The organism is Nocardioides sp. NPDC004968, assembly GCF_040608935.1.
Taxonomy (GTDB): domain Bacteria; phylum Actinomycetota; class Actinomycetes; order Propionibacteriales; family Nocardioidaceae; genus Nocardioides.
The window spans coordinates 45268-65264 of the sequence record NZ_JBEXJF010000001.1 but is presented as its reverse complement, the minus strand read 5'-3'; the positions used below and the strand labels follow the sequence as shown (position 1 = coordinate 65264).

General features: G+C 69.7%; 20 protein-coding genes. 6 read left to right on the top strand and 14 right to left on the bottom strand.

Annotated features, from left to right (window positions below; translation table 11 throughout):
• Window positions 1-143: 143 nt before the first annotated feature.
• On the top strand, window positions 144-623 hold the full coding sequence (locus tag ABZU72_RS00285; protein ID WP_355016909.1) for an ATP-binding protein: 480 nt from the start codon (window positions 144-146) through the stop codon (window positions 621-623).
• A 120-nt stretch (window positions 624-743) separates the two neighbouring features.
• On the opposite strand, the gene ABZU72_RS00280 is transcribed toward ABZU72_RS00285, so the two are convergent.
• Genes ABZU72_RS00280 through ABZU72_RS00270 form a run of 3 tightly spaced genes read right to left on the bottom strand, consistent with a single transcriptional unit; the run spans window position 744 to window position 5820 of the window.
• Window positions 744-2795 (bottom strand): FAD-dependent oxidoreductase, encoded by a 2052-nt coding sequence (locus tag ABZU72_RS00280; RefSeq protein ID WP_355016908.1) that lies wholly within the window; start codon window positions 2793-2795, stop codon window positions 744-746.
• Window positions 2792-4306, bottom strand: coding sequence for an APC family permease (locus ABZU72_RS00275; protein ID WP_355016907.1), 1515 nt, complete (start codon window positions 4304-4306; stop codon window positions 2792-2794). Before ABZU72_RS00275 ends, ABZU72_RS00280 begins: the two co-directional genes overlap by 4 nt.
• 29 nt (window positions 4307-4335) lie before the next feature.
• Window positions 4336-5820, bottom strand: a complete 1485-nt coding sequence (locus tag ABZU72_RS00270; protein WP_355016906.1) for an aldehyde dehydrogenase family protein — start codon at window positions 5818-5820, stop codon at window positions 4336-4338.
• Window positions 5821-5919: 99 nt separating this feature from the next.
• Between ABZU72_RS00270 and ABZU72_RS00265 the strand changes: the two genes are divergently transcribed.
• Window positions 5920-6573 (top strand): TetR/AcrR family transcriptional regulator, encoded by a 654-nt coding sequence (locus ABZU72_RS00265; protein WP_355016905.1) that lies wholly within the window; start codon window positions 5920-5922, stop codon window positions 6571-6573.
• Between the two features lie 2 nt (window positions 6574-6575).
• Here the strand turns inward: ABZU72_RS00265 and ABZU72_RS00260 are convergent, their stop codons facing one another.
• The 4 genes from ABZU72_RS00260 to ABZU72_RS00245 form a co-directional block, all read right to left on the bottom strand.
• Window positions 6576-7163: a GNAT family N-acetyltransferase gene (locus ABZU72_RS00260; protein ID WP_355016904.1), complete on the bottom strand. Its 588-nt coding sequence runs from the start codon at window positions 7161-7163 to the stop codon at window positions 6576-6578.
• 67 nt (window positions 7164-7230) lie between these two features.
• Entirely contained in the window at window positions 7231-7794 is a 564-nt protein-coding gene (locus ABZU72_RS00255) for a PIN domain-containing protein (protein WP_355016903.1), read from the bottom strand.
• Complete coding sequence (locus ABZU72_RS00250; protein WP_355016902.1) at window positions 7791-8177, bottom strand: helix-turn-helix domain-containing protein; 387 nt, start codon at window positions 8175-8177, stop codon at window positions 7791-7793. The genes ABZU72_RS00255 and ABZU72_RS00250 overlap by 4 nt, the downstream gene beginning before the upstream one ends.
• Window positions 8178-8251: 74 nt before the next feature.
• On the bottom strand, window positions 8252-9475 hold the full coding sequence (locus tag ABZU72_RS00245) for an MFS transporter (protein ID WP_355016901.1): 1224 nt from the start codon (window positions 9473-9475) through the stop codon (window positions 8252-8254).
• 11 nt (window positions 9476-9486) lie between these two features.
• Here ABZU72_RS00245 and ABZU72_RS00240 point away from each other — a divergent pair, with 11 nt between their 5' ends.
• The 4 genes from ABZU72_RS00240 to ABZU72_RS00225 all read left to right on the top strand — a co-directional run bounded on the left by ABZU72_RS00240 (window position 9487) and on the right by ABZU72_RS00225 (window position 13017).
• Window positions 9487-10158, top strand: coding sequence for an FCD domain-containing protein (locus ABZU72_RS00240; protein ID WP_355016900.1), 672 nt, complete (start codon window positions 9487-9489; stop codon window positions 10156-10158).
• A 47-nt stretch (window positions 10159-10205) separates the two neighbouring features.
• On the top strand, window positions 10206-11084 hold the full coding sequence (locus ABZU72_RS00235) for a DUF1295 domain-containing protein (protein WP_355016899.1): 879 nt from the start codon (window positions 10206-10208) through the stop codon (window positions 11082-11084).
• Window positions 11081-12199 (top strand): FAD-dependent oxidoreductase, encoded by a 1119-nt coding sequence (locus ABZU72_RS00230; RefSeq protein WP_355016898.1) that lies wholly within the window; start codon window positions 11081-11083, stop codon window positions 12197-12199. The genes ABZU72_RS00235 and ABZU72_RS00230 overlap by 4 nt, the downstream gene beginning before the upstream one ends.
• 107 nt (window positions 12200-12306) lie before the next feature.
• Window positions 12307-13017, top strand: coding sequence for a hypothetical protein (locus tag ABZU72_RS00225; RefSeq protein WP_355016897.1), 711 nt, complete (start codon window positions 12307-12309; stop codon window positions 13015-13017).
• On the opposite strand, the gene ABZU72_RS00220 is transcribed toward ABZU72_RS00225, so the two are convergent.
• The 7 genes from ABZU72_RS00220 to ABZU72_RS00190 form a co-directional block, all read right to left on the bottom strand.
• Window positions 13014-15131, bottom strand: a complete 2118-nt coding sequence (locus ABZU72_RS00220) for a hypothetical protein (protein WP_355016896.1) — start codon at window positions 15129-15131, stop codon at window positions 13014-13016. The two genes, ABZU72_RS00225 and ABZU72_RS00220, sit on opposite strands and share 4 nt — an antisense overlap.
• A 95-nt stretch (window positions 15132-15226) precedes the next feature.
• Window positions 15227-15367 (bottom strand): hypothetical protein, encoded by a 141-nt coding sequence (locus ABZU72_RS00215; RefSeq protein WP_355016895.1) that lies wholly within the window; start codon window positions 15365-15367, stop codon window positions 15227-15229.
• Window positions 15368-15468: 101 nt separating this feature from the next.
• A complete protein-coding gene (locus ABZU72_RS00210; RefSeq protein ID WP_355016894.1) occupies window positions 15469-16320 on the bottom strand; it encodes a class II fructose-bisphosphate aldolase in 852 nt (283 codons plus the stop codon).
• A 1-nt stretch (window position 16321) separates the two neighbouring features.
• Entirely contained in the window at window positions 16322-17230 is a 909-nt protein-coding gene (locus ABZU72_RS00205) for a hexose kinase (protein ID WP_355016893.1), read from the bottom strand.
• Window positions 17227-18165 (bottom strand): ROK family protein, encoded by a 939-nt coding sequence (locus tag ABZU72_RS00200; protein ID WP_355016892.1) that lies wholly within the window; start codon window positions 18163-18165, stop codon window positions 17227-17229. The genes ABZU72_RS00205 and ABZU72_RS00200 overlap by 4 nt, the downstream gene beginning before the upstream one ends.
• Window positions 18166-18169: 4 nt before the next feature.
• Window positions 18170-19087: a sugar isomerase gene (locus ABZU72_RS00195; protein WP_355016891.1), complete on the bottom strand. Its 918-nt coding sequence runs from the start codon at window positions 19085-19087 to the stop codon at window positions 18170-18172.
• A gap of 91 nt (window positions 19088-19178) precedes the next feature.
• Window positions 19179-19961, bottom strand: a complete 783-nt coding sequence (locus ABZU72_RS00190) for a DeoR/GlpR family DNA-binding transcription regulator (protein ID WP_355016890.1) — start codon at window positions 19959-19961, stop codon at window positions 19179-19181.
• Between the last annotated feature and the right edge of the window lie 36 nt (window positions 19962-19997).

The following is a 19997-nucleotide window of genomic DNA, read 5'->3' as shown; positions in this document are numbered from 1 at the left end:
CCTTTGTCCGCGCCCTCGCCTCGCGGCGGCGCCATTGTTCAGCAGCCTCCTAGGGCGCGCTGATCAAGTCCGATCCGTCCAGATCAGCGATGAGCGGAGCGCTGCGAGTCTCAACGTCAGTGGCGGGGCGTAACCTCCGCCCAGTGGCAGTGAACAGGACTCCTGGACCCCGCGTCGTGATGATGTGCGGGCCAGGTGGTGCAGGAAAGACCACGTATGCCAAGCGCCTGGAGCGCGAGGGCTGGACGCGTTTGTCGTTCGAGGTGGAGTTCTGGGATCGCGGAATCGCGGCGCTGCCCTCCGCCGAAGTGGTCGCCGAGGTGGCGGCAGACCTGAAGGCGCGCTTGCTGCACCATGTCGCGGCGGGGAACGATGTCGTGCTCGACTTCGGATTCTGGTTCCGGCGACAACGCGATGAGTTCCGCGCACTACTCGCACCCCACGGCATCGTGCCGGAGACGGTCTACATCGCGACGAGTCTCGAGACCATCCTGGACCGAGTCGGTGATCGACACGGCAGGTGGGCGGACGATTGGCCACTCACCGAGCAGACGGCGACTGAATACTTCGAGAGGTTCGAGCCGCCGGCGCCCGAGGAGGGACCGCTCAAAGTGGTCCGCTAGGCAGTGTGAGTGCGGTTCGCGCGCGCTGGGCTGAGGACGACACCTGGTTGAAGGCTCGGACCCACGAGGACGGTCCGAGCCTTCAACGTTTCCACACCCGCGCAACCGCGCCGCCCGACCTCAGGCCAGCTGGGTCACCTCGCGCCGGAACGGCACCTCGTCGTTGGAGGGCAGGACGGCGTCGAACTCCTCGGCCGCGCGGCGGCCGGACCAGACGGCGGCCGCGATGGTGCCAGGGCCCCAGGAGTCGCCGATGCCGCGTACGGAGGCGATCTCGCCGGCGTCGCGACGGGCGAGGAGGTCGAGGTAGAGCTCCTCGCGCGGGAGGCGGGCGGTCACCATGACGACGGCGTCGCAGTCGAGGTCACGCTCGATGCCGGCGTAGACGTCCTGCACCCGGACGCCGCCGGTCCCGACCGACGTGACCGCGTGGTCGGTCACCCGGGTGATGTCGCTCTCGATGAGGCGTCGCTGGATCCGGTTGATCTCGAAGGTGTTGTTGGTCCACGACGACACCTGCGCGCCGGTGGTGACGATCGAGACGTCGTAGCCCTTCTGCACGAGCAGCTCGGCGAGGACGCCGCCCAGGTAGTAGTGGTCGTCGTCGTAGACGACCACCTTCTTGCCGTCGGGCAGCCGGCCGGCGAAGAGGTCATCGGGCCCGAGCACCTGGGCGCCCTCGGCGATCGGCATCGCGGTGGTGTGGAAGCGGGCGACGCCATCGGTACGCCAGGTGGCGCCGGTCGCGGTGATGACGTGCTCGAAGCCGAACTCGACGATGTCCTCGGCGGCCATCGGGCTCTCGCGGTAGATCTCGACGTTGGGGAGGTCGGCGAGGACGGCCTCGCGGTACTCCTTGACCCGGCCCCAGGCCGAGAGTCCGGGCAGCTTCGACTCGGCCGTCACCCGGCCACCGAGGTCGCGGCCGGCCTCGGCCAGCACGACGTCGTAGCCGCGTACGCCGAGCGCCCGGGCCGCCTCCAAGCCGGAGGGACCGGCGCCGACGACGAGGATGCGGGAGTCGCTCTCCTTGGCGCGAATCCGCTCCGGGTGCCAGCCGCGGCGCCACTCCTCCCCCATGCTCGGGTTCTGGGTGCAGCGGATCGGCGACATGGTGAGGTCGCCGGAGACGCAGATGTTGCAGCCGATGCACTCGCGGATCAGGTTGAGCCGGCCGTCGCGGATCTTGTTCGGCAGGAACGGGTCCGCGATCGACGGGCGCGCGGCGCCGATCAGGTCGAGGATGCCGGCCTTGACCTGGCGCACCATCGCGTCCGGCGAGGTGAACCGGCCGACGCCGACGACGGGCTTGGATGTGAGCTTCTTCAGCCCGGCGACGAACTCCTCCTGGCGGCCCTCGGGCGCGAACCGCGAGGTGACCGAGTCACCCTCCCAGCTGCCCATCGCGAAGTCCCACAGGTCCGGCAGCTCGCCGAGCTCGCGCAGCACGCCCTCGATGTCCTCGCGGGTGATGCCGCCGTCGATCTCCTCCTCGACCGTGATCCGGCAGGCCACCGCGGCCCGGCCGGCGACCTCGTCGATGGTGTCCTCGAGGAGCTCGCGCAGCAGTCGCATCCGGTTCTCGAGCGAGCCGCCGTACGCGTCGGTGCGGTTGTTGTAGCGCCGCGAGAGGAAGTGGTGCGGGGTGCCGTAGCCGTGGGCGCCGTAGACGTAGACGACGTCGTAGCCAGCCTCGAGGGAGCGGCGTACGGCATTGCGGTGCCAGCGCCGCAGGTCCTCGATGTCCTGCAGCGACATGGCCCGGGCCTGGACCGGCGCGATGGTGTCGGGAGCGACCGGGAGGTGCGCGGGCCCGAGCGGGGTCTCGCGGCTGAGCTGGTTCGGCGCGTTCATGCCGTTGTGCGCGAGCTCGATGCCGGCCAGGCCGCCGCCCTCGTGGATCGCGTCGGCGATCCGCTTGAGCGCGGGCAGGTCCTGGTCGTCCCAGATCCGCAGCTCGATGAACGGCGCGATGTCGGAAGTCGCGTGGATCTCCACCTGCTCGGTGCACACCACCGACCAGCCGCCCTCGGCCTTGATCTTGCGCATTGCCGCCTGGGCGCTGGGGTCCCGGTAGCCCATGCCGTTGCAGTGGGGCACCTGGTAGAAGCGGTTCTTCGTGGTGAACGGCCCGATCTTCACGGGCTCGAACAGGATGTCGTACGCGGTCATCGGGTTGGCTCCTCGGTGGGAACGGACTGGACTGGGGCGCCGACCTCGGCGCGGACCCGGGCACCTCGGACGTACCCGATGCCGCACAGCAGGAGCAGGCAGCCGAGGGTGCCGAGCGTGAAGACCTCGAAGGTCACCTGGCTCACGCCCCAGATCTCCTTGAACGGGTACGCCTCGCCGAACAGCCGCTCGAGGGTGCCCGGGAACACCGCGACCCACGAGCCGAGCAGCACCCAGGCGAAGGCCACCCAGCCGAGCACCGCGAAGCCACGGTCCGAGACGGGCACGCGGAAGGGGCGAGGGCGGTCGGGGTAGCGGGTGCGCAGCCGGATCGCGGCCGGGATGACCAGCAGGTAGCTGAGCAGGAAGGTGGAGATCGAGATGGTCAGGACGACGCCGAAGATCGAGGCACCGTCGCCGGTGACCTGCATGGCGACGAGCAGGAACACCGTGGCCACGACACCGGAGAGCATGTTGACCCGCACCGGCGTACCGAGGCCCCGGTGGAAGCGGCCGAAGAACCCGCCGAAGAAGGCGCCGTCGGCAGCGGTCATCGCCTGCATGCGGTCGGAGATGATCATCCACGCCGCGCCCTGGCTCATCAGGATGTAGACGAAGACGACCGCGGTGAGCGTGAGCAGCGGCTCGGCCGCGGCGCCGTAGACGGAGTAGACGGTGCCGACGGCGTCGAGGAGGCCGCCGATGCCGGTGATGTCGTCGCTGGGGACGACGAGCAGGATCGCGAAGATCGGCACCAGGTAGCAGACCGCGGCGGTGGCGCAGGAGCGGAAGATCGAGACCGGCACGTCGCGGGCCGGGTTCTCCATCTCACCGGCGGCGCTGTTGGAGGACTCGAAGCCGAGGTAGGCGAAGAGCAGGATCGGGACCGACCCGAACAGGCCGAGCAGGGTCGGGCTGAAGTCGCCGCCGCTGAGGTCGACGACGCCGTTCTTGGCGGCGTAGATGACCGTGGTCAGCACGAAGAACGCGAGCAGGCCGACCTTGAGGATCGCGCCGCTGGTCGGCAGCCACTTGCCCTTGGCGAGGCTGGCGATCGCGGCGACCACGGTGATCCAGATGAAGACGATCTTGAACAGGTAGTCGCCGAGCGAGCCGTGCTCGAGCGGGGTGATGTAGACACTCACAGTCTCGGCGGCGAGGAAGGCCATCGAGCCGCCGACCCACACCGGCTGGGTGATCCAGGTGAGGATCGCGGCCACCGCGGCGGCCGGGCGCCCGAAGGCGTCCCGGACCCAGGTGTAGGCCCCACCCTCCTCGCTGAACGCGGCGCCGGTCTCGGCGAAGATCAGGCCGTACGGCACGAGGAAGAAGACCGCGAGCACGAGGGCCCACGTGAACGCCTCGGCGCCGTAGAGCGAGACCTGCCCGAGGGTCTCGAGGCCGACGACGGCGGCGATGAGCAGGAAGACGATGTCGAAGCGTCGCAGGGTCTTGCGTAGGTGTGACTGTTGCTCGGCCGCGAGGGCGGTCGGCTGGTTGGTCTGCGTCATGGTGTGTCCCTGGCTGGTCGGGCGGGAGGTCAGTGGTTGATCCAGACGGTCTTGAGACCGACGTACTTGTCGAGGGCGTGCAGCGAGAGGTCACGCCCGAAGCCGGAGCCCTTGAACCCGCCGAACGGGGTCCAGGCGCTGAAGGCGTCGACGCCGTTCACGGTCACGGTGCCGGCGTGGATCCGCTCGGCGAGCCGGTGCGCGCGGCTCAGGTTGCTGGTCGCGACCGAGGCGGCCAGCCCGTACGGGGTGTCGTTGGCGAGCGCGACGGCCTCGTCCTCGGTGTCGAAGGCGGTGACCGCCAGGACCGGCCCGAAGACCTCCTCGCGGGCGAGGGTGGAAGCGGGGTCGACGTCGTCGAAGACAGTGGGCTGGACGTAGCAGTCGCTGCCGTCGCGGGTGATCCGCTCGCCACCGGTGACCAGTCGCGCCTCGGAGGTCTTGGCATCGTCGACGAAGTGCATGATCCGGTCGGTCTGCTCGGGCGAGACGATCGCACCCATCCCGGCGGCCGGGTCGAGCGGGTCCCCGGGGGCGTACGCCGCAGCCTCCTTCGCGACGAGGTCGACGAACTCCTCTTGGACCTCGCGCTGGACCAGGACGCGAGAGTGCGCCGAGCAGACCGCACCCTGGTTGAACCAGATGCCGAAGGCGGTCTGCTTGGCGGTGGTGGCGAGGTCCTCGGCGTCGGCGAAGACGACGTGCGGGCTCTTGCCACCACACTCGAGCCAGACCTGCTTGAGGTTGGACTGGCCGGCGTACTGCAGGAAGTACGCGCCGACCTCGGTCGATCCGGTGAAGGCGAGCACGTCGACGTCGGGGTGGAGGCCGAGCGCCTTGCCGGTGGTCTCCCCCAGTCCTGGGACGACGTTGAGCACACCGTCGGGGATCCCGGCCTCGGCGGCGAGCTCGGCGATCCGCAGGGCCGAGGACGGCGACTGCTCGGCGGGCTTGAGCACGACGCTGTTGCCCGCGGCCATCGCCGGGGCGACCTTCCAGGCGAGCATGTCGACCGGGTAGTTCCACGGCACGACCGCGCCTACGACGCCGAGCGGGACGCGGCGGACGAGGGCTGTCGTGCCCGGCGGGGTGGGGGCGACCTCGTCGTTGATCTTGTCGATCGCCTCGGCGTAGTAGCGGAACAGGTTCACCGAGAACGGGAGGTCGAGGTCGTACGCATCCACGACCCGCTTGCCCATGTCGAGCGAGTCCAGGACGGCGAGCTCGGCGGCGTGGTCGGCGAGGAGGTCGGCGAAGCGGAGCATCCGCTCCCGGCGGAAGGCGACACCCGCCCTCGACCAGCCCCCGTCGTCGTACGCCGCCCGCGCCGCGCGCACGGCCGCGTCGACACCGGCGGCGCCGGCGTCGGCGACCTCGGCGAGCAGCGCGCCGGAGGCGGGGTTGCGGTTCTCGAAGGAGCCCTCCGCGGTGTCGACGGAACGGCCGCCGATGAACGGTCGGGTCCGGAGTCGGACCTCGGCGGCAGTCTCTCGCCAGTCCTGGTGGGTACGCACAAGCAGATCCTTTCTTTGCGCTTCACCGCAAATATGAGCCCCGCCACACCAGGTGTCAATCATTCGCCCACAGATTTCACATACGCGTTACGGTTGAGCATGGCTCGACGCAAGGACCAGGCCGCTCGGCGCGAACATCTGACCGCGGCAACACTCACCGTGATCGCGGCCCACGGATTGGCCGGCGCCACGATGAAGAACATCGCCGCGGAGGCCGGTATCTCACCGCGCCTGATCGCGTACTACTACCCCGAGCTCGACGGACTCATCGAGGCCGCCCACCAGGCCGCCACCGACCGCTACTACTGGTCCCGGCAGCGAGCGATCGAGGGCGACCTCTCCCCCGCCGAGAAGCTCGGCCGCCTGATGTACTCGGGTCTTCCCCGAGGTGAGGACCTTCTCCTGAGCCAGGTCCTCGACGAGATCTCGGTCAACGCGAGCCGCAGCCCGATGCACGCGACGCTGATGACGCTGCTCTTCGACCGCGAGGTCTCGCTCTACACCGCCGCGCTCGAGGTCGGGCGCGCGACCGGCGTCTTCACACTGACCGACTCGGCCGAGGCGATCGCCCGCAACTTCGTGGCCCTCGAGGACGCCTTCGGCCTCCACCTGCTCGCTCACAACTCGTCGCTGACCCTGGAGCGCGCCGAGCAGCAGCTGGCCAGCTACGCCCACTCCGCCCTCGGTGTCCGGGTCGCCCCGATCGACCCGGAATTGCCCAGAGACGCAAAGAATCCTGGCCTACGACCCTGACCTCAGGCAGGCTCGACAGTCTTCACCATGACGCAGTTCTTCAGGCCCTTGGGCCGGTCGTAGGTGAAGCCGAGCCGCTCGTAGAGCCGACGAGTCCCGTTGTAGAGGAACGACGACGACATCTTCTTGGTCTGCTCGGTCAGGTCGTGCGGATAGCTCTCGACCCGCCCACCGCCGGCTTGGGCGATCTGCTCGAGCGCACCGGTGATCGCCAACTCCGTCACGCCCTGTCGCCGGTAGCGCTTGTCGACGAAGACGCAGGTGATCCGGTAGTCGGGGTCGACGGTCTTCGTCGCGTCATACTGCTTCAGGTGGTGGAGCGTGGGCAGCTCGATCGGGGTGCCGTACTCGGCCCAGGCGACAGCCTCGTCCCCGTCCATCACCAGCGCGGCATGCGCCTCGCCCTTCTCGACGTACGCCTTCTTCAGCGCCCGGTTCGCCTCCGCGCCCTGGCCTCTCTCGGGTCCGTCCGGATGGAACCAGATGCACCAGCAGCCACCGAAGATGCCGTTGTGCCGCAGCACCAGCGCATCGAACGCCGGCCAGGTCTCAGGGCTGAGCGGCGCGATGGTGTACGACTCGGTAGTCATGCCGCCCACGGTATTCGATCCTGCGAGCCGAGGTGGGTCTACGACCCTTCTCGCATGATCCCAAAGATCATTCCTCAGCCAGCACTCGGCGGATCGCAGCAGCGGCAGGATCGCCAACGCACCGTGCCAACGTGGCGAGGAGGTCGTTCTCGTCTTTCTTCGAGTGCTGCAGCGTCATGTCATGCGCTGAACGGATCCTTCCGGGCACCGACTCAGCCAAGCGGATGAGCAGGTCTCCAGAGCCGATCAGCTCGATGCCACGACCATCCATCCATGCCCTCGGAAAGTGCCGGATGTTGTCGGTGAGCAGAATGTCGGCCTCCGCCGAGACCGCGGCAGCGAGAACGTGTCGGTCCTTCGCATCCATCTCGACATCGGCGACCTCGTTCGTCGCTTCGTCGCTGATCTCGACGAGGGCGTACTCCAGATACGCGTTCATCAGCTGTTCGAGCCGATCGGTGTGCTCGGTGTCGATCCCGAGACCGGCGCGCAGGTTGCGTGACATCTCATCCAGGATCTCCTGAGACCAGTGGAGCTCGATGGCACCGGCATCAGCGGCGTACAGGAAGTAGTCCCGAAGCGTGCGGGAGTAGAGGATGTTGGCGTCCGCGAGAACAACGCTGAGGGTCAATCGACGAAGCCGATCTCGTTCGAGAACTCGGCGAGCACCTCCGCTGCCTTCGCTCGCCGGGCTCGTCTCGCCCGCTCGAACGCCACCAAGGGCTCAGCGGGAATCCGATGGTGAGAGCCCACCATGATGTGCTCGATGTCGCCGGCGGCGATCATCTTCATCAGGGTCGGGCGGGAGACACCGAGAAAGCTGGCTGCCTCCGTCGTCGTGAACGCCTCTTTGATCGGCACGACAACCGCACCCGACGTACGCTCCGCATCCAGGAGGGCCAGCACCTTCTCGGCGCTGGCTCGCGGCAGGCTCAACGAGACGTGCACCGTCTCGTCCGCGTCGTCGAGTGCCGCGCGGAGCATCCGCACATCGTCGTTCAGCATCTCCGACATCTCGGAACCTCCTACACCCATTTGAAGCCAACTGATGCAAGTGTAACCCGGTTCCGGAGCGGCTGACGAGTGCTTCAGTCCTCGGCGCGGGCTCCGATGACGACCGGGCGGCCCGCGACGTACCCGGCGCAGATCTGGACGAGCGCAAGCCCCAGCAGGAGCGCGATGGGGACCGACCACGAGCCGGTGGACTCGCGCAGCAGGCCGACGAGGAACGGGCCGGCGGCAGCGAGGAGATAGCCGATGCTCTGTGCCATCGAGGACAGCGCGGTGGTGCCGGCGGTGGTCGCGGTGCGGATGCTGAACAGGGTCAGGGCGACCGGGAAGACCGCGCCACCGATGCCGACGAGCACCGCCCAGAGCCAGGCGCCGGCGACGGGAGCGAGCCAGAGGCCGGCGAATCCGATCGCCAGCAGCGCGGTCAGGACCGCGATCAGGTGGCCCTGTGTCGAGGCCCGGATCGCGATCGTCGGCGCCAGGAAGAACACGGGTACGCCGACCAGGATGCTCACCGCGAGCAGCAGCCCGGCCGTCTCGTGACTGAAGCCGGCGTCGGCGTAGATGCTCGGCAGCCAGCTCATCACGACGTACGCGAACAGCGACTGGGTGCCGAAGACGACGGTCACGGCCCACGCCACCGGCTCGCGCCAGAGCGACACCCGGACCGCGCCGTCTCGGCGCAGGCCGCGGTCGCGCAGGTGCGGTACCCACGCCAGCAGCGCCAGGGCGGCGAGCAGGGCCCAGACGCCGAGGCCGATCCGCCAGCTTCCGGCCGCATGCGCGATCGGCACCGTGACACCGGCTGCGATCGCCGCGCCGAGCGACATCACCGCACTGTAGGCACCGGTGACCGCGCCGACCCGGTTCGGGAAGCCCTCCTTGACCACGGCGGGAAGAAGTACGTTGGCAAGCGCGATGCCGGCACACGCGACGAACGTGCCGACCAGCAGGAGCCAGGGGTCGCCGATCACTCGGACCAGCAGCCCGGCCACCAGGAGGCCGAGCGCGACGCCGATGCCACGATGTACGCCGAGCCGGCGCGCGAGCGTCATCCCCGTCGCACCGACGACCGCGAAGCAGAGCACCGGCAGCGAGGTCAGGAACGCCCGGGTACCGGCCGAGAGCCCGTCCAGACTGTCGAGCAACGCACCGAGAGACGTGATGCCCCCACGCAGGTTCGCGGCGACCAGCAGGACCGCGACCAGCAGCCACACCGTCGACCGAACGGCTGTGTTCGACGGCGGAGAATCGGGGCGGGACTGGATGCGGGAGTTCACGCCCTCTAGGATGCCAGACATCGGATGATTGGATGAAAGGACGGCACGTGCCGCTCTCCACCACCACGCCTCGCTCCCTGGTCGACCAGGCGATCGATGGCATGCGCGCTCTGCTCGCCGACGGCGAGTGGGCCGTCGGCGCCCGCATCCCGCCCGAGCCCGAGCTCGCCGCGGCTCTCGGCGTCAGCCGCAACACGGTCCGCGAGGCCGTACGCGCGCTGGCCCACACCGGCGTGCTGGAGGTACGACGCGGGGACGGGACGTACGTCGCCGCCTCCAACGAGGTGGCCGCGATGATGCGTCGTCAGGTCGGCCGGGTCGACCTGACCCACGTCCTCGAGGTCCGTCACGCGATCGAGACTCGCGCCGCGGCACTGGCCGCCGAGCGTCGTTCCGAGGACGACCTGCGATCCCTGACCGCCATCATGGAGCGGCGCGCCACTGCCGTCGCGGCCGGGGACGCCGAGGCCTTCGCTGAGGCCGACGCGGAGTTCCACCTCGGCGTAGTCACCGCGACCCACAACCCACTCCTCATCGAGCTCTACGCCGGCTTCGAGGACACCCTGCGCGCGACCATCCACCTCAACGACGAGACAGCCGAGATCGCCGACGAGCACCTCACCGTCTTCGACGCCATCCGCGCCCAGGATGCCGACGCCGCGGCGGCCGCCGTCACCGGCCTCCTCCACACGCTCGCCCGCTGAAGCTAGAACATGTTCCAATTCTTCGAAAGGTCCACTACCGTCGAGCGGTGAGCAAGAGAGAGTCTCTCGTCCGCGTCGCCGCGGCGTACGTCATCGCCCTCGCTGTGGCTTCGACTTGGCTGATCTGGGGACCTGACACGCGTCACCTGTGGCTCGACGCCCTGATCGCAGACGTCCTCGCGACGCTCGTCATCTTCGCTGCAAGCCGGTTGCACAAGAACTCCAGCTTCTACGACGCGTACTGGAGCGTCGTTCCTCCGCTTCTCCTTCTCTATTGGTGGGCCTCGGCGGGCGAGGACGTCCCCGATGTCCGCGTCATCCTCGTAGCGCTGGTGGTCCTCGGTTGGTCGATCCGGCTGACCGGCAACTGGGTGTACGCGTTCCCCGGGCTCCATCACGAGGACTGGCGCTACCCGCTGTTTCGCGAACGGGCCGGCAGATTCGAATTGATCGTGGACCTCGCCGCGATCCACCTCATCCCGACCTTCCAAGTGTTCTTGGGATCGTTGCCGATCTACGTCGCGGTCACCAGCACGGGTCAGGACGTCGGCTGGCTCGACCTCGCCGCCTGCGCGCTAGGCCTTGGTGCCGTGGCTCTGGAGTTCGGCGCAGACCTTCAGATGCACCGGTTCACCCGCGACAGCCAACCGGGCCAGGTGATGGACCGCGGACTCTGGGGCTGGTCGCGGCACCCGAACTACTTCGGAGAGATCAGCTTCTGGTTCTCCCTCGCGCTGTTCGGCCTGGCCGCCTCGCCCGACAACTGGTGGTGGCTGTTCGCCGGCACCGTCGCGATGACGGCTATGTTCCTGGGCGCGAGCATTCCGATGATGGAGAAGCGCAGTCTCGAGCGGCGGCCGGCGTACCAGGACGTCATCGACCGGGTGCCCCGCCTCGTGCCGAGACCACCCAAGGCGGCCGGATGAGGCGCAAGCGGGTCATCATCGCGGGGCTCGGCGACACGGGTGTCCTGACAGCGGTACGCCTCTCGAAGCACGCCGACGTCGTCGGGATCTCCACCAAGCCAGGGCTGATCAGCGGCCAAGAGCTCGGCGCTCGACTCAGCAGGCCGGCCGAGTGGGAGCGCGACTACCGGATCTCGTTCGACCGGTACCGCGGACTGGATCGGGCCGATGCCATTCACGGCACTCTCGTCGGTCTCGACCTTGCGCACAGGGCCGTCCATGTCGAGCGGCCGGACGGCACAACCCGCCCTGAGCCGTACGACCTGCTGGTGATCTCGACGGGGGTCACCAACGGGTTTTGGAGAAAGCCGGACTTCCAGACGGACGACCAGATCGATTCCGACCTGCAGCATGTCCACCAACAGCTGCGGAGAGCGGCCTCGGTGATCGTCATCGGCGGTGGCGCAGCGGCTGTCAGCAGTGCGGCCAACATCAGCGGCACGTGGCCGGACAAGCAGGTCGACCTCTACTACCCGGGCGAGCACGCCCTCCCCCAGCACCATCGAAAGACGTGGCAGAGTCTGGAGAAGCGTCTTGTCGAGGGAGGCGTCGGGCTGCACCCAGGCCATCGCGCCGAGCTTCCGCGCGGCTTCGTCGGGGACGAGATCACCAGCGACGCGGTCACGTGGAGCACCGGCCAACCACCGGCCAAGGCCGACGCGGTCCTCTGGGCCATCGGCCGCGTGCACCCCAACACCGGCTGGCTTCCCGCCGAGATCCTCGACGACCGCGGGTTCGTCGTGGTGGATCCGAATCTCCAGGTCAAGGGGCAGAGCGGCGTCTTCGCGGTGGGCGATGTCGCGGCCACCGACGAGCTGAGATCCTCCGCAAGGAACCGCGCCGACCGACTCCTTGCTCGCAACATCAAGGCAGTTCTCAAGGGGAGGCCGCTCGATAACTACCAGCCACCCCGTCGCCGCTGGGGCTCGGTGATCGGCGTTCAGCGAGACGGGCTCCAGATCTTCGCGCCCAACGGACGCCCGTTCCGCCTCCCCGCGTGGACGATCAACACCGTCCTGCAGCCTTGGATCGTGCGTTGGGGCATCTACAAGGGAGTACGCCGCGGACGTGGCTGAGTCACAACGGCGACGTGACGACCGACGTCGGCGTCACGTCTCGGATGCCGCATCTGCGGGCGCCATTGTGGTGTCCACGTGAGGGTGGGGAGCCCTACCATCGCCGCATGATCGAGTTCGTCAAGCTGATCGTCGACGTGGTCCTCAAAGCCGTTCCGGGCATCGTGAGCAGAAACGAACGCGACGAGGCGGCCTATCTCGGGGCGGATCTGTCCCTCATCTACGTACAGATCAACGACGTGCTCGTGCGGGCCGAGGAGATCGTCGCTCAGATGGAGCACTATGACCGGGCGTCGGACATCGAGCTCGCAACGGCGCGCGGGGCGCTGCTCGAGCTGGTGCCGCAACAGATCTCCGACATCCGGGTGATCAGCGAGCGTCTCCAGGAGCTGGACTGGGAGCTCAAGGTGCTCGGCGGCCAGTCCCACCTCGCCCTCGACCTCCTCCTGGCCATGAAGGGCTCCGCGTTGGACGTGCTCTCGCACGCGCTCACCCTCGACCACCTCCCGCTGGGAACGACGAGCGTCGAGGTCGACGACGAAGGAGTCCGGTGGCCGGACATCCGGCCGACGATCTACGCGCGCCAGAAGGTGCTCGACAACCTCTCCGACGAGCTCGGCCGGGAATCCCCCACCCGAGACGACGAGGTACGCCGCATCCGGGCCTATCTCCAGCACCGGCAGCCGCGGGAGGAGATGCGGGCGATCCGCGAGAACCTGGAGACGCTGCGCGAGGCGATCGCGGCCAACTTCACTATCCAGGACATCCTGATTCGCGCCGGCGACCCACGTCTCGGCCGCAGGCGCCGGCTCCGTTAGCCGTCGGGGAGGTCTACCCGGATGAACTTCGGCCGATACAGGAGCGGGTTGCGCAGGACCGCGCCGAAGTCGGTGCTGTTGCGGCTGTAGGAGACGATCACCGAGCCGGGCTGCTCGAGGATGTCGGGGTGGGCCAGCGGCATGTATCGGAGCTCGCCGCGGGCCACTCCGGAGGGAAGGGTGCCGACCGGTGGTTGGGCCTGGAACGGACCGGTCGGCGACGACGAGGTCCAGAAGACCAGGTCGTCGCCCAGGAACTCGTCGCTCTTGCTGAAGGCGTACCAGCGCCCGTCGCGCTCGAAGACGCTCAGCGTCTGGGAGACGCCGTCGGTCGCGGGGATCAGCTCGCTCGAGGAGCCGGCGCGCTTGCTCCAGCCGGTGCCGTCCCAGTAGGTCCATCGGTCCGGGTCGGCGACGTGGTCCGGCGCGACGCGGGCGACGTGCAGGGCGAAGCCGGTGCCGAGGGGCGGGTCGGGCTCGCGGGCGGTGCCGTAGAGGTAGAGCCACTCCCCCGAGACCGCCGCCGCGGCGCCCCACATCGGCCGTCGGGTGTCGGCGTCGTCGGCACCGATGTCCGTCACCGCGATCAGCTGCGGGACTCCCCCGTCCGGGACCACGAACTGGGCGATGGCCGGTCCGAGTGCCTCGAAGCCGAAGGCGTCGTCGGAGTCGGTCGTACGCACCCGCTGCGCGGCCACCACGACGAGCGCATATCCCGGCTTGTCGAGCGCGGTCACCGACATCGGCCAGTAGCCCACACCGTCGCCGCGGTCGGGGATGATGGCGCCGCCGGACTCCGGGAGGACGACCTGCAGGCAGTCGGGCTCGACGAGCAGCATCGAGTTGCGTACGAAGCCGGCGCCGGAGAACTTCTCGTCCCGCAGGGTGTCGCCGAACATCCAGATGCTCCGACCATCACTCAGATGGGCGCTCACCCCCACGTCGCCACCCTGGAGGGCCGGCTCGGCACGGAGCCTGGTGATCCGGTTGAGGTCGTCGACGTCCTCGACGGGTCCCGCCGGGATGCACTGAGTCGTCGAGGCGAGGCTGGCGAGCGGGCGCGGCACGGCCTCTCTGTGCAGTGCTGAGGTCAGCGCGGTCGCGAGGATCGTCAGGCAGGTGGCGGAGGCGAGAACCAGGCCGAGGTTTCGCCGCCACGACCGCACCTCCGCGAGAGCGCCATGGTGTTCGACGTCGATCCGAACGAGCCACCGGATCGCCACCAGCACGGCCAGACCGAGCAGCGCCGACCCCGCGATGGTCACCACCGGTTGAGCGATCCCGGTGACAACGTCCCCGGAAGCCGCCCACAACAGCGACTCGCCGGCCCCCGTGATCGTCCATCGGGAGCCGATCGCCCACACATCCGCGAGCAGCAGGCGGTCCCTGGCGAGAAGGAGGGGTACAGGCCCGGCGACGATCACGGTCGCCGCGAGCAGCAGTCCCGGCAATCCGCCGATGATCTCGCAGGCGAAGGTCAACGCACCTGCGGCGAGCACCGTGGCAGCGAGGACCGACGCCACCAGCATCCGCTCCCCCGCCGGTGCCGGCGCCGCGAGCAGCCAGCCGCCGACGCCCGCTGCCACCGCCAGCGCGGCGAGGGCGGTCAGCCGCGCCAGGAGCCGAGGCAGCGTACGCGCGAACGGGCCCCAGACGAGCGAGACGACGCACACCAGCAGGAAGCCGGCCAGCGCGGTCGCGAAGGTGACCCAGGACAGCGGCCGCCCCTCGAGCCGATCAGGAGGCTCGGCGAGCACGACCGTACGTCCACGGGTCTTCTCGATCCGCTCGACCTCGGCCTGGATCGCGCGAGCGAGCGCCGGCCGGTGTGCCGTGGCAAGGCGCAGCTGGTCCTGGGTGCCGGACAGGTCGATGTCGAGCTGTGCGACGACGTCACCGCGCTCCATCAGCTCCGCCGCCTCGGCCCGATCCGCGACCGCCCCGGCCGAGAACGGACGCCCCGGGACCGCGTTCACCTGCTTCACCAGCGGAACCGTGACGACGTCGGGCCCGACCAGGACCACCGGAGCCTCGTGCAGCTCTCCGGAGTCGGCGCGGAGCCCGGTGACGATCCAGCCCAGGGCGATCAGGACGAAGACGGCGCAGAGCACCACCTCACGACGACTCCCTGGTCGCACTGCTCACCACCGTCCTCCGTCGCCGCGGCGCGCGGTTCATGAGGCCATGTAAGCAGTGCGACCGGGTAGGCCTAGTTCGGGGTGGCGCGCCACCGCTGCGAGGCGGCCGCGGTGTCGGTCTGCTGCACGACCAGCCCGTTGGCGCCGGCCGCCAGGGTCAGACCGCTGTGCTTCGCCGGGAACTTCAGCGACGCACCGTCAGCCGCGATCACCCAACGTTGGTTGGGCGTGCCCGATTGAGTGATTGAACATGATCGTCTCATGCCCTAAAGAGTCAGCATCAATCGCAAGTTGGAGGCGAATGTAACGCAGGTCACACTGCGCGGTCCACCCTCGGTCCGCCGATCAGCGCGAGCAGCCGGGCGGCCTCGCCGGCCACCGCATCGCGGCCGGCGCCGAGGTACTTGCGCGGGTCGACCTTGCCCTCGTCAGCGATCGCCGCGCGGACGGCGCGGGTGAAGGTCGCGTTGAGGTGGGTGGCGATGTTGACCTTGGTCATCCCGGCGGCGATGGCCGCGACGATGCCCTCGTCCGGGACCCCGGAGGAGCCGTGCAGCACGAGCGGCACGTCGACGGCAGCGGCGAGCCGGGCGATGAGCTCGTTGTCGAGGCTGGCCGTACGCGTCGTCATCGCGTGCGAGGAGCCGACCGCGACCGCGAGCGCGTCGACCCCGGTGGCCTCGACATACTCGGCGGCCTCGGCCGGCTGGGTGCGGACCCCCGGTGCGTGCACGCCGTCCTTGCCGCCCACCTCGCCGAGCTCGGACTCGACCGAGGCGCCGCGCTCGTGACACCAGGCCGCGACCTTGGCGGTGGCGGCCACGTTCGAGTCGTAGTCGAGCTTCGAGGCGTCGAACATCACCGAAGGACACCCCAGCTCGACGGCTTCCTCGACGAGCTCGACGCGGGTCGCGTGGTCGAGGTGTACGCAGACAGGCACCGTGGCGCGCTCCGCGATCGCGATGCTCGCCCGCAACAGGGGCGCCACCGCGCCGCGGTAGTCGACGGTGTTCTCGGAGATCTGCAGCACCACCGGACGGCCGGCCTGCTCGGCGCCGGCGACGATCGCCTCGGCCAGCTCGAGCTGGATGACGTTCATCGCGCCCAGGCCGCGGCCGGTGCCGCGGGCGTTGTCGAGCAGCAGCGACATCGGTACCAGGGGCATGTCAGTCTTCCTCGTGGTCGATTCGGCTGACCCTGACGTCGGCCAGGAACGATGAGTACGCGTCGGGGTCGATCTCGCCGGCAACCGGGGTGACCACCGCGGCGGCGCCGAGCGCGGCGGCGTCGCGAAGGATCTCCGGCCATGGCCTGCCGTTGGCGAGACCGCGGGCGAGACCGGCGGCGGCCGCGTCTCCGGCGCCGGTCGGATTACCGGTGACCCCGGCAGGCGGGGTCACCTCCCAGCAGCTGCCGTCGGCGTACGCGACCAGCCCGTGGTGGCCGCGGGTCAGCACGACCGGACCGCCGTGACGGGTGGCGAGCGCTGCGACCGCGGCGGCCGGGTCGTCGAGCGGCCGGCCCAGCAGGCGGGCGGCCTCGTCCTCGTTGGGCGTCAGGACGGCGCCGGTGCCGACCGCGGCCGCCAGCGCGGCGTCGTCGAGATCGAGGAGCACCGGCACTCCGGCGGCGGTCGCGAGCCGTGCGATCCGTGCCGGGAGGTCGGTGGGCACTCCTGGAGCCAGGCTGCCGGAGACGACGACGGCCGTCGCAGCTGGGATCCGGTCGGTCAGGAGGTCGAGAAGTCTGAGATCGGCGCCGGCAGCCGCCTGTCGGCCCGGTTCCCACAGCGAGGTCGTCGACTCGGCGACGACGACGAGCGTGCGGCGTACCTCCTCCAGCACGGGCAGGAAGGTCGCCGGCAGCTCCCGGGCGAGGGCTTCGGCGAAGTCGTGGTCGGCGAGGCCGACGGCATGGGTCGGCTCGCCGAGCTGGTGCAGGACCCGGGCGACGTTCACGCCCTTGCCGCCGAGCCGGCTGGTGACCTCGGCGACGCGGTGGACCTCGCCCACCCGCAGCCGGGGCAGCCGGTAGGTCACATCGATCGCCGGGTTGAGCGTGACGGTGATGATCATGCGCCCGTCCCCGTCGACGCCAGGGCCAGCCGGGCGGCGCCGACCAGGCCCGCTCGGCCGCCGAGCGCGGAGAGGCGTACGGGCGGGACCGCGGTCACGCCGGCGCGCTCGCGCATCCGGACCCGTAGCGGTTCGAGCAGGTAGCCCCTGGCCTCGGCGACGCCGCCGCCCAGGATGATTTCGCCGGGCGCGAGCAGCGCACCCACCGCGAGGAAGCCGTCGGCGAGGGCGGTGATCGCCTCGGACCAGACCCGGGCGGCGCGCGGATCGCGCTCGACACGCGCGACGAGCTCGGCGACGCCGGCGACCCCGGAACCGCCCAGCGACGCGTATCGCCGCAGCATGCTCCGAGCGCCCGCGCGCGTCTCCACGCAGCCGTGAAGCCCGCAGATGCACAGCGGCCCGGCCGGGTCCACCACCAGATGGCCGAGCTCACCGGCCTGACCCGAGACGCCGACGATCGGCCTGCCCTCGACGTACGTCACCGCAGCAACACCCGTCCCGAGGACGGCGACGAACGCGGAGGCCGGCGAGCCGGCGTCCGCCCAGATCGCCCCCGCGGCCGCGGCCGTGTCGTGCGACACCGAGACCGGAAGACCCAGCCGCTCAGCCAGCGGGGCTGCCACGGGCGTGTCGACCAGACCGAGGTTGACCGCCTTGAGGGACGTCCCGGACTCGGTGTCGACGAGGCCGGGGAAGGCGACCCCGACCCCGGCGACCTGCGACCGGGTCACGGGGCTCAGGCCGGCGAGCAGCTGCTCGCCCAGCTGCGCGATGTCGTCGAGCACGGCCGGGCCGGTGCGAGTGGCCACCCGCGACTCCGCCAACGACACGTCGCCGGCGCCGACCACGGCTCCGCGCACCGAGGTGCCGCCGACATCGAACGCGAGGGCGAGAGCTCGCTCCGCGGCTGGTTGCGTAGGAGACTCGCTCATCGAATCACTCGGGAGGAGCAGCCGGGCTCAGGATGATCGAGCGCGTGAGGTTGCGCGGCGCGTCGGGGTCGAGACCGGCCCGACGGGCCCGCTCCACGCAGAGCAGGTGCACACGCACCAGCTCGGCGAGCGGGTCGATGTCGTGGTGCACCAGGTCGGCGCCGGTGACCGCGACGTCCTCGGCGAAGCCCGGAACCAGGTCGCCGAAGGCCCACACGACCCGGCCGGGGGCACTGATCGAGAGCGGGCCGTGGCGGTACTCCATCATCGGGTAGGACTCGGTCCACAGTTGCGCGGACTCCCGGAGCTTGAGCGCGGCCTCCTGCGCGACTCCGTTGGTCCAGCCGCGGCCGACGAAGGTGAGCTGCTCGGCGGTCAGCGCCGGCCCGTACGCGCTCTCGCCGGCGTCGATGATCTGCTGGGCCTGCTCGGCGGCCTGGCTCAGGTCCTCGCCGAGGTGCCAGCGCAGCATGGCGAGCGTGGTGGTCGCGAAGCGGGTCTGGACCACCGACTTCTCGTCCACCTCGGGCATCAGGATCGGCTCGGCCAGCTCGAGGGCCGGAGTGCCGGGAGAGGACGAGATCACCGTCGCCGGGATCCTGCCCCGGATCGCGGCAAGCAGGTCGACGACCTCGGTCGTGGTCCCGGACCGCGTGATCGCCAGCAGCCGGTCGTAGTCCCGGTCGAGACGGGCCTCGGTCGGCGTCCAGGCGTCGGTGATGCCGTGACCCTGCTCCTCGCGCAGCGCGGCGTACGCCTGCGCCATGTAGAGCGAGGTCCCGCAGCCGATGACCGCGACCTTCTCCCCCGCCTTCGGCAGGGCATCGGCCGATCGTTCGGCGGTGCTCCTGGCTGCCAGCCAGTTGGCGGGCTGCGTCGCGATCTCGGCTGCGAGATGCGTCGTCGGTGCAGATGCGGTCATGGTGTTGGGTCACCCTCCGATGTGTTGCCGGCTGGACCCGAATCATCCAACGCATTGCGCGTTTCTGTCAATAAAGCGTCACAAATGATCATTATCGCTCAGTCGTGACGGTGATCTCCGTCCCGCCATCGGTCAGTGCCTTCGCGAGCGACTCCGGCACCGGTTTGTCGGTGACGAGCATGGAGACGCTGGAAAGGTCGCGGATGCGCGCGAAGGTCGGATGCTCGAGCTTGGTGCTGTCGGCCACCACGATGGTGCGCTGGGCCGCCGCGATGAAGTCGGCGCTGATCTTGGCCTCGGCCGGGTGGATCGTGGTGAGTCCGGCCCGGGTGCTGATGCCGTCGACGCCGAGGATCGCGGTGTCGATGTGGATCTTCGACAGCACCCCCTCGCTCAGCGGGCCGACCAGCTCGTAGGACTGGGTGCGAGCGGCACCGCCGGTCACCACGATGTTGACGTTGGGCCGGATCGAGAGCTCGTAGGCGATGTTGAGCGCGTTGGTGACGACGGTGATGCTGTCGTCCTCGGCCAGGTCGGGGTGGCGCCCGATCGCGCGCGCCACCTCGCTGGTCGTCGTACCGCCGTTGAGTGCGACCGTCTCACCCGGCACGAGCAGGTCGGCGACCGCGGTCGCGATCGCCCGCTTCGCGTCGGCCTGGCGACCGATCTTGTACTGCAACGGCAGCTCGTACGCCGAGCCGAGCGCGGTCGCGCCGCCATGTGTCCGGGTGACCAGCCGCTGCTCGGCGAGGTGCCCGATGTCGCGGCGGGCGGTCGCCGCCGAGACACCGAGCGCGCTCTCCACCTCGGCGATCGACACGTGCCCGTGCTCGCTGATCAGCTCGAGCAGCTGGTTGAGTCGCTGTTGTCTCATGGGCTCCCTTCCTGGGTCCCGGACAGCCTACGCAGA

Excerpts from the sequence above, each read along its gene's own strand:
- ABZU72_RS00280 (WP_355016908.1), bottom strand. The coding sequence starts at position 2,795 with ATGACCGCGTACGACATCCTGTTCGAGCCCGTGAAGATCGGGCCGTTC.
- ABZU72_RS00230 (WP_355016898.1), top strand. The coding sequence starts at position 11,081 with ATGAGGCGCAAGCGGGTCATCATCGCGGGGCTCGGCGACACGGGTGTC.
- ABZU72_RS00265 (WP_355016905.1), top strand. The coding sequence starts at position 5,920 with ATGGCTCGACGCAAGGACCAGGCCGCTCGGCGCGAACATCTGACCGCG.
- ABZU72_RS00250 (WP_355016902.1), bottom strand. The coding sequence starts at position 8,177 with ATGTCGGAGATGCTGAACGACGATGTGCGGATGCTCCGCGCGGCACTC.
- ABZU72_RS00190 (WP_355016890.1), bottom strand. The coding sequence starts at position 19,961 with ATGAGACAACAGCGACTCAACCAGCTGCTCGAGCTGATCAGCGAGCAC.
- ABZU72_RS00205 (WP_355016893.1), bottom strand. The coding sequence starts at position 17,230 with ATGATCATCACCGTCACGCTCAACCCGGCGATCGATGTGACCTACCGG.
- ABZU72_RS00275 (WP_355016907.1), bottom strand. The coding sequence starts at position 4,306 with ATGACGCAGACCAACCAGCCGACCGCCCTCGCGGCCGAGCAACAGTCA.
- ABZU72_RS00225 (WP_355016897.1), top strand. The coding sequence starts at position 12,307 with ATGATCGAGTTCGTCAAGCTGATCGTCGACGTGGTCCTCAAAGCCGTT.
- ABZU72_RS00260 (WP_355016904.1), bottom strand. The coding sequence starts at position 7,163 with ATGACTACCGAGTCGTACACCATCGCGCCGCTCAGCCCTGAGACCTGG.
- ABZU72_RS00200 (WP_355016892.1), bottom strand. The coding sequence starts at position 18,165 with ATGAGCGAGTCTCCTACGCAACCAGCCGCGGAGCGAGCTCTCGCCCTC.
- ABZU72_RS00240 (WP_355016900.1), top strand. The coding sequence starts at position 9,487 with ATGAAAGGACGGCACGTGCCGCTCTCCACCACCACGCCTCGCTCCCTG.
- ABZU72_RS00245 (WP_355016901.1), bottom strand. The coding sequence starts at position 9,475 with ATGTCTGGCATCCTAGAGGGCGTGAACTCCCGCATCCAGTCCCGCCCC.
- ABZU72_RS00210 (WP_355016894.1), bottom strand. The coding sequence starts at position 16,320 with ATGCCCCTGGTACCGATGTCGCTGCTGCTCGACAACGCCCGCGGCACC.
- ABZU72_RS00195 (WP_355016891.1), bottom strand. The coding sequence starts at position 19,087 with ATGACCGCATCTGCACCGACGACGCATCTCGCAGCCGAGATCGCGACG.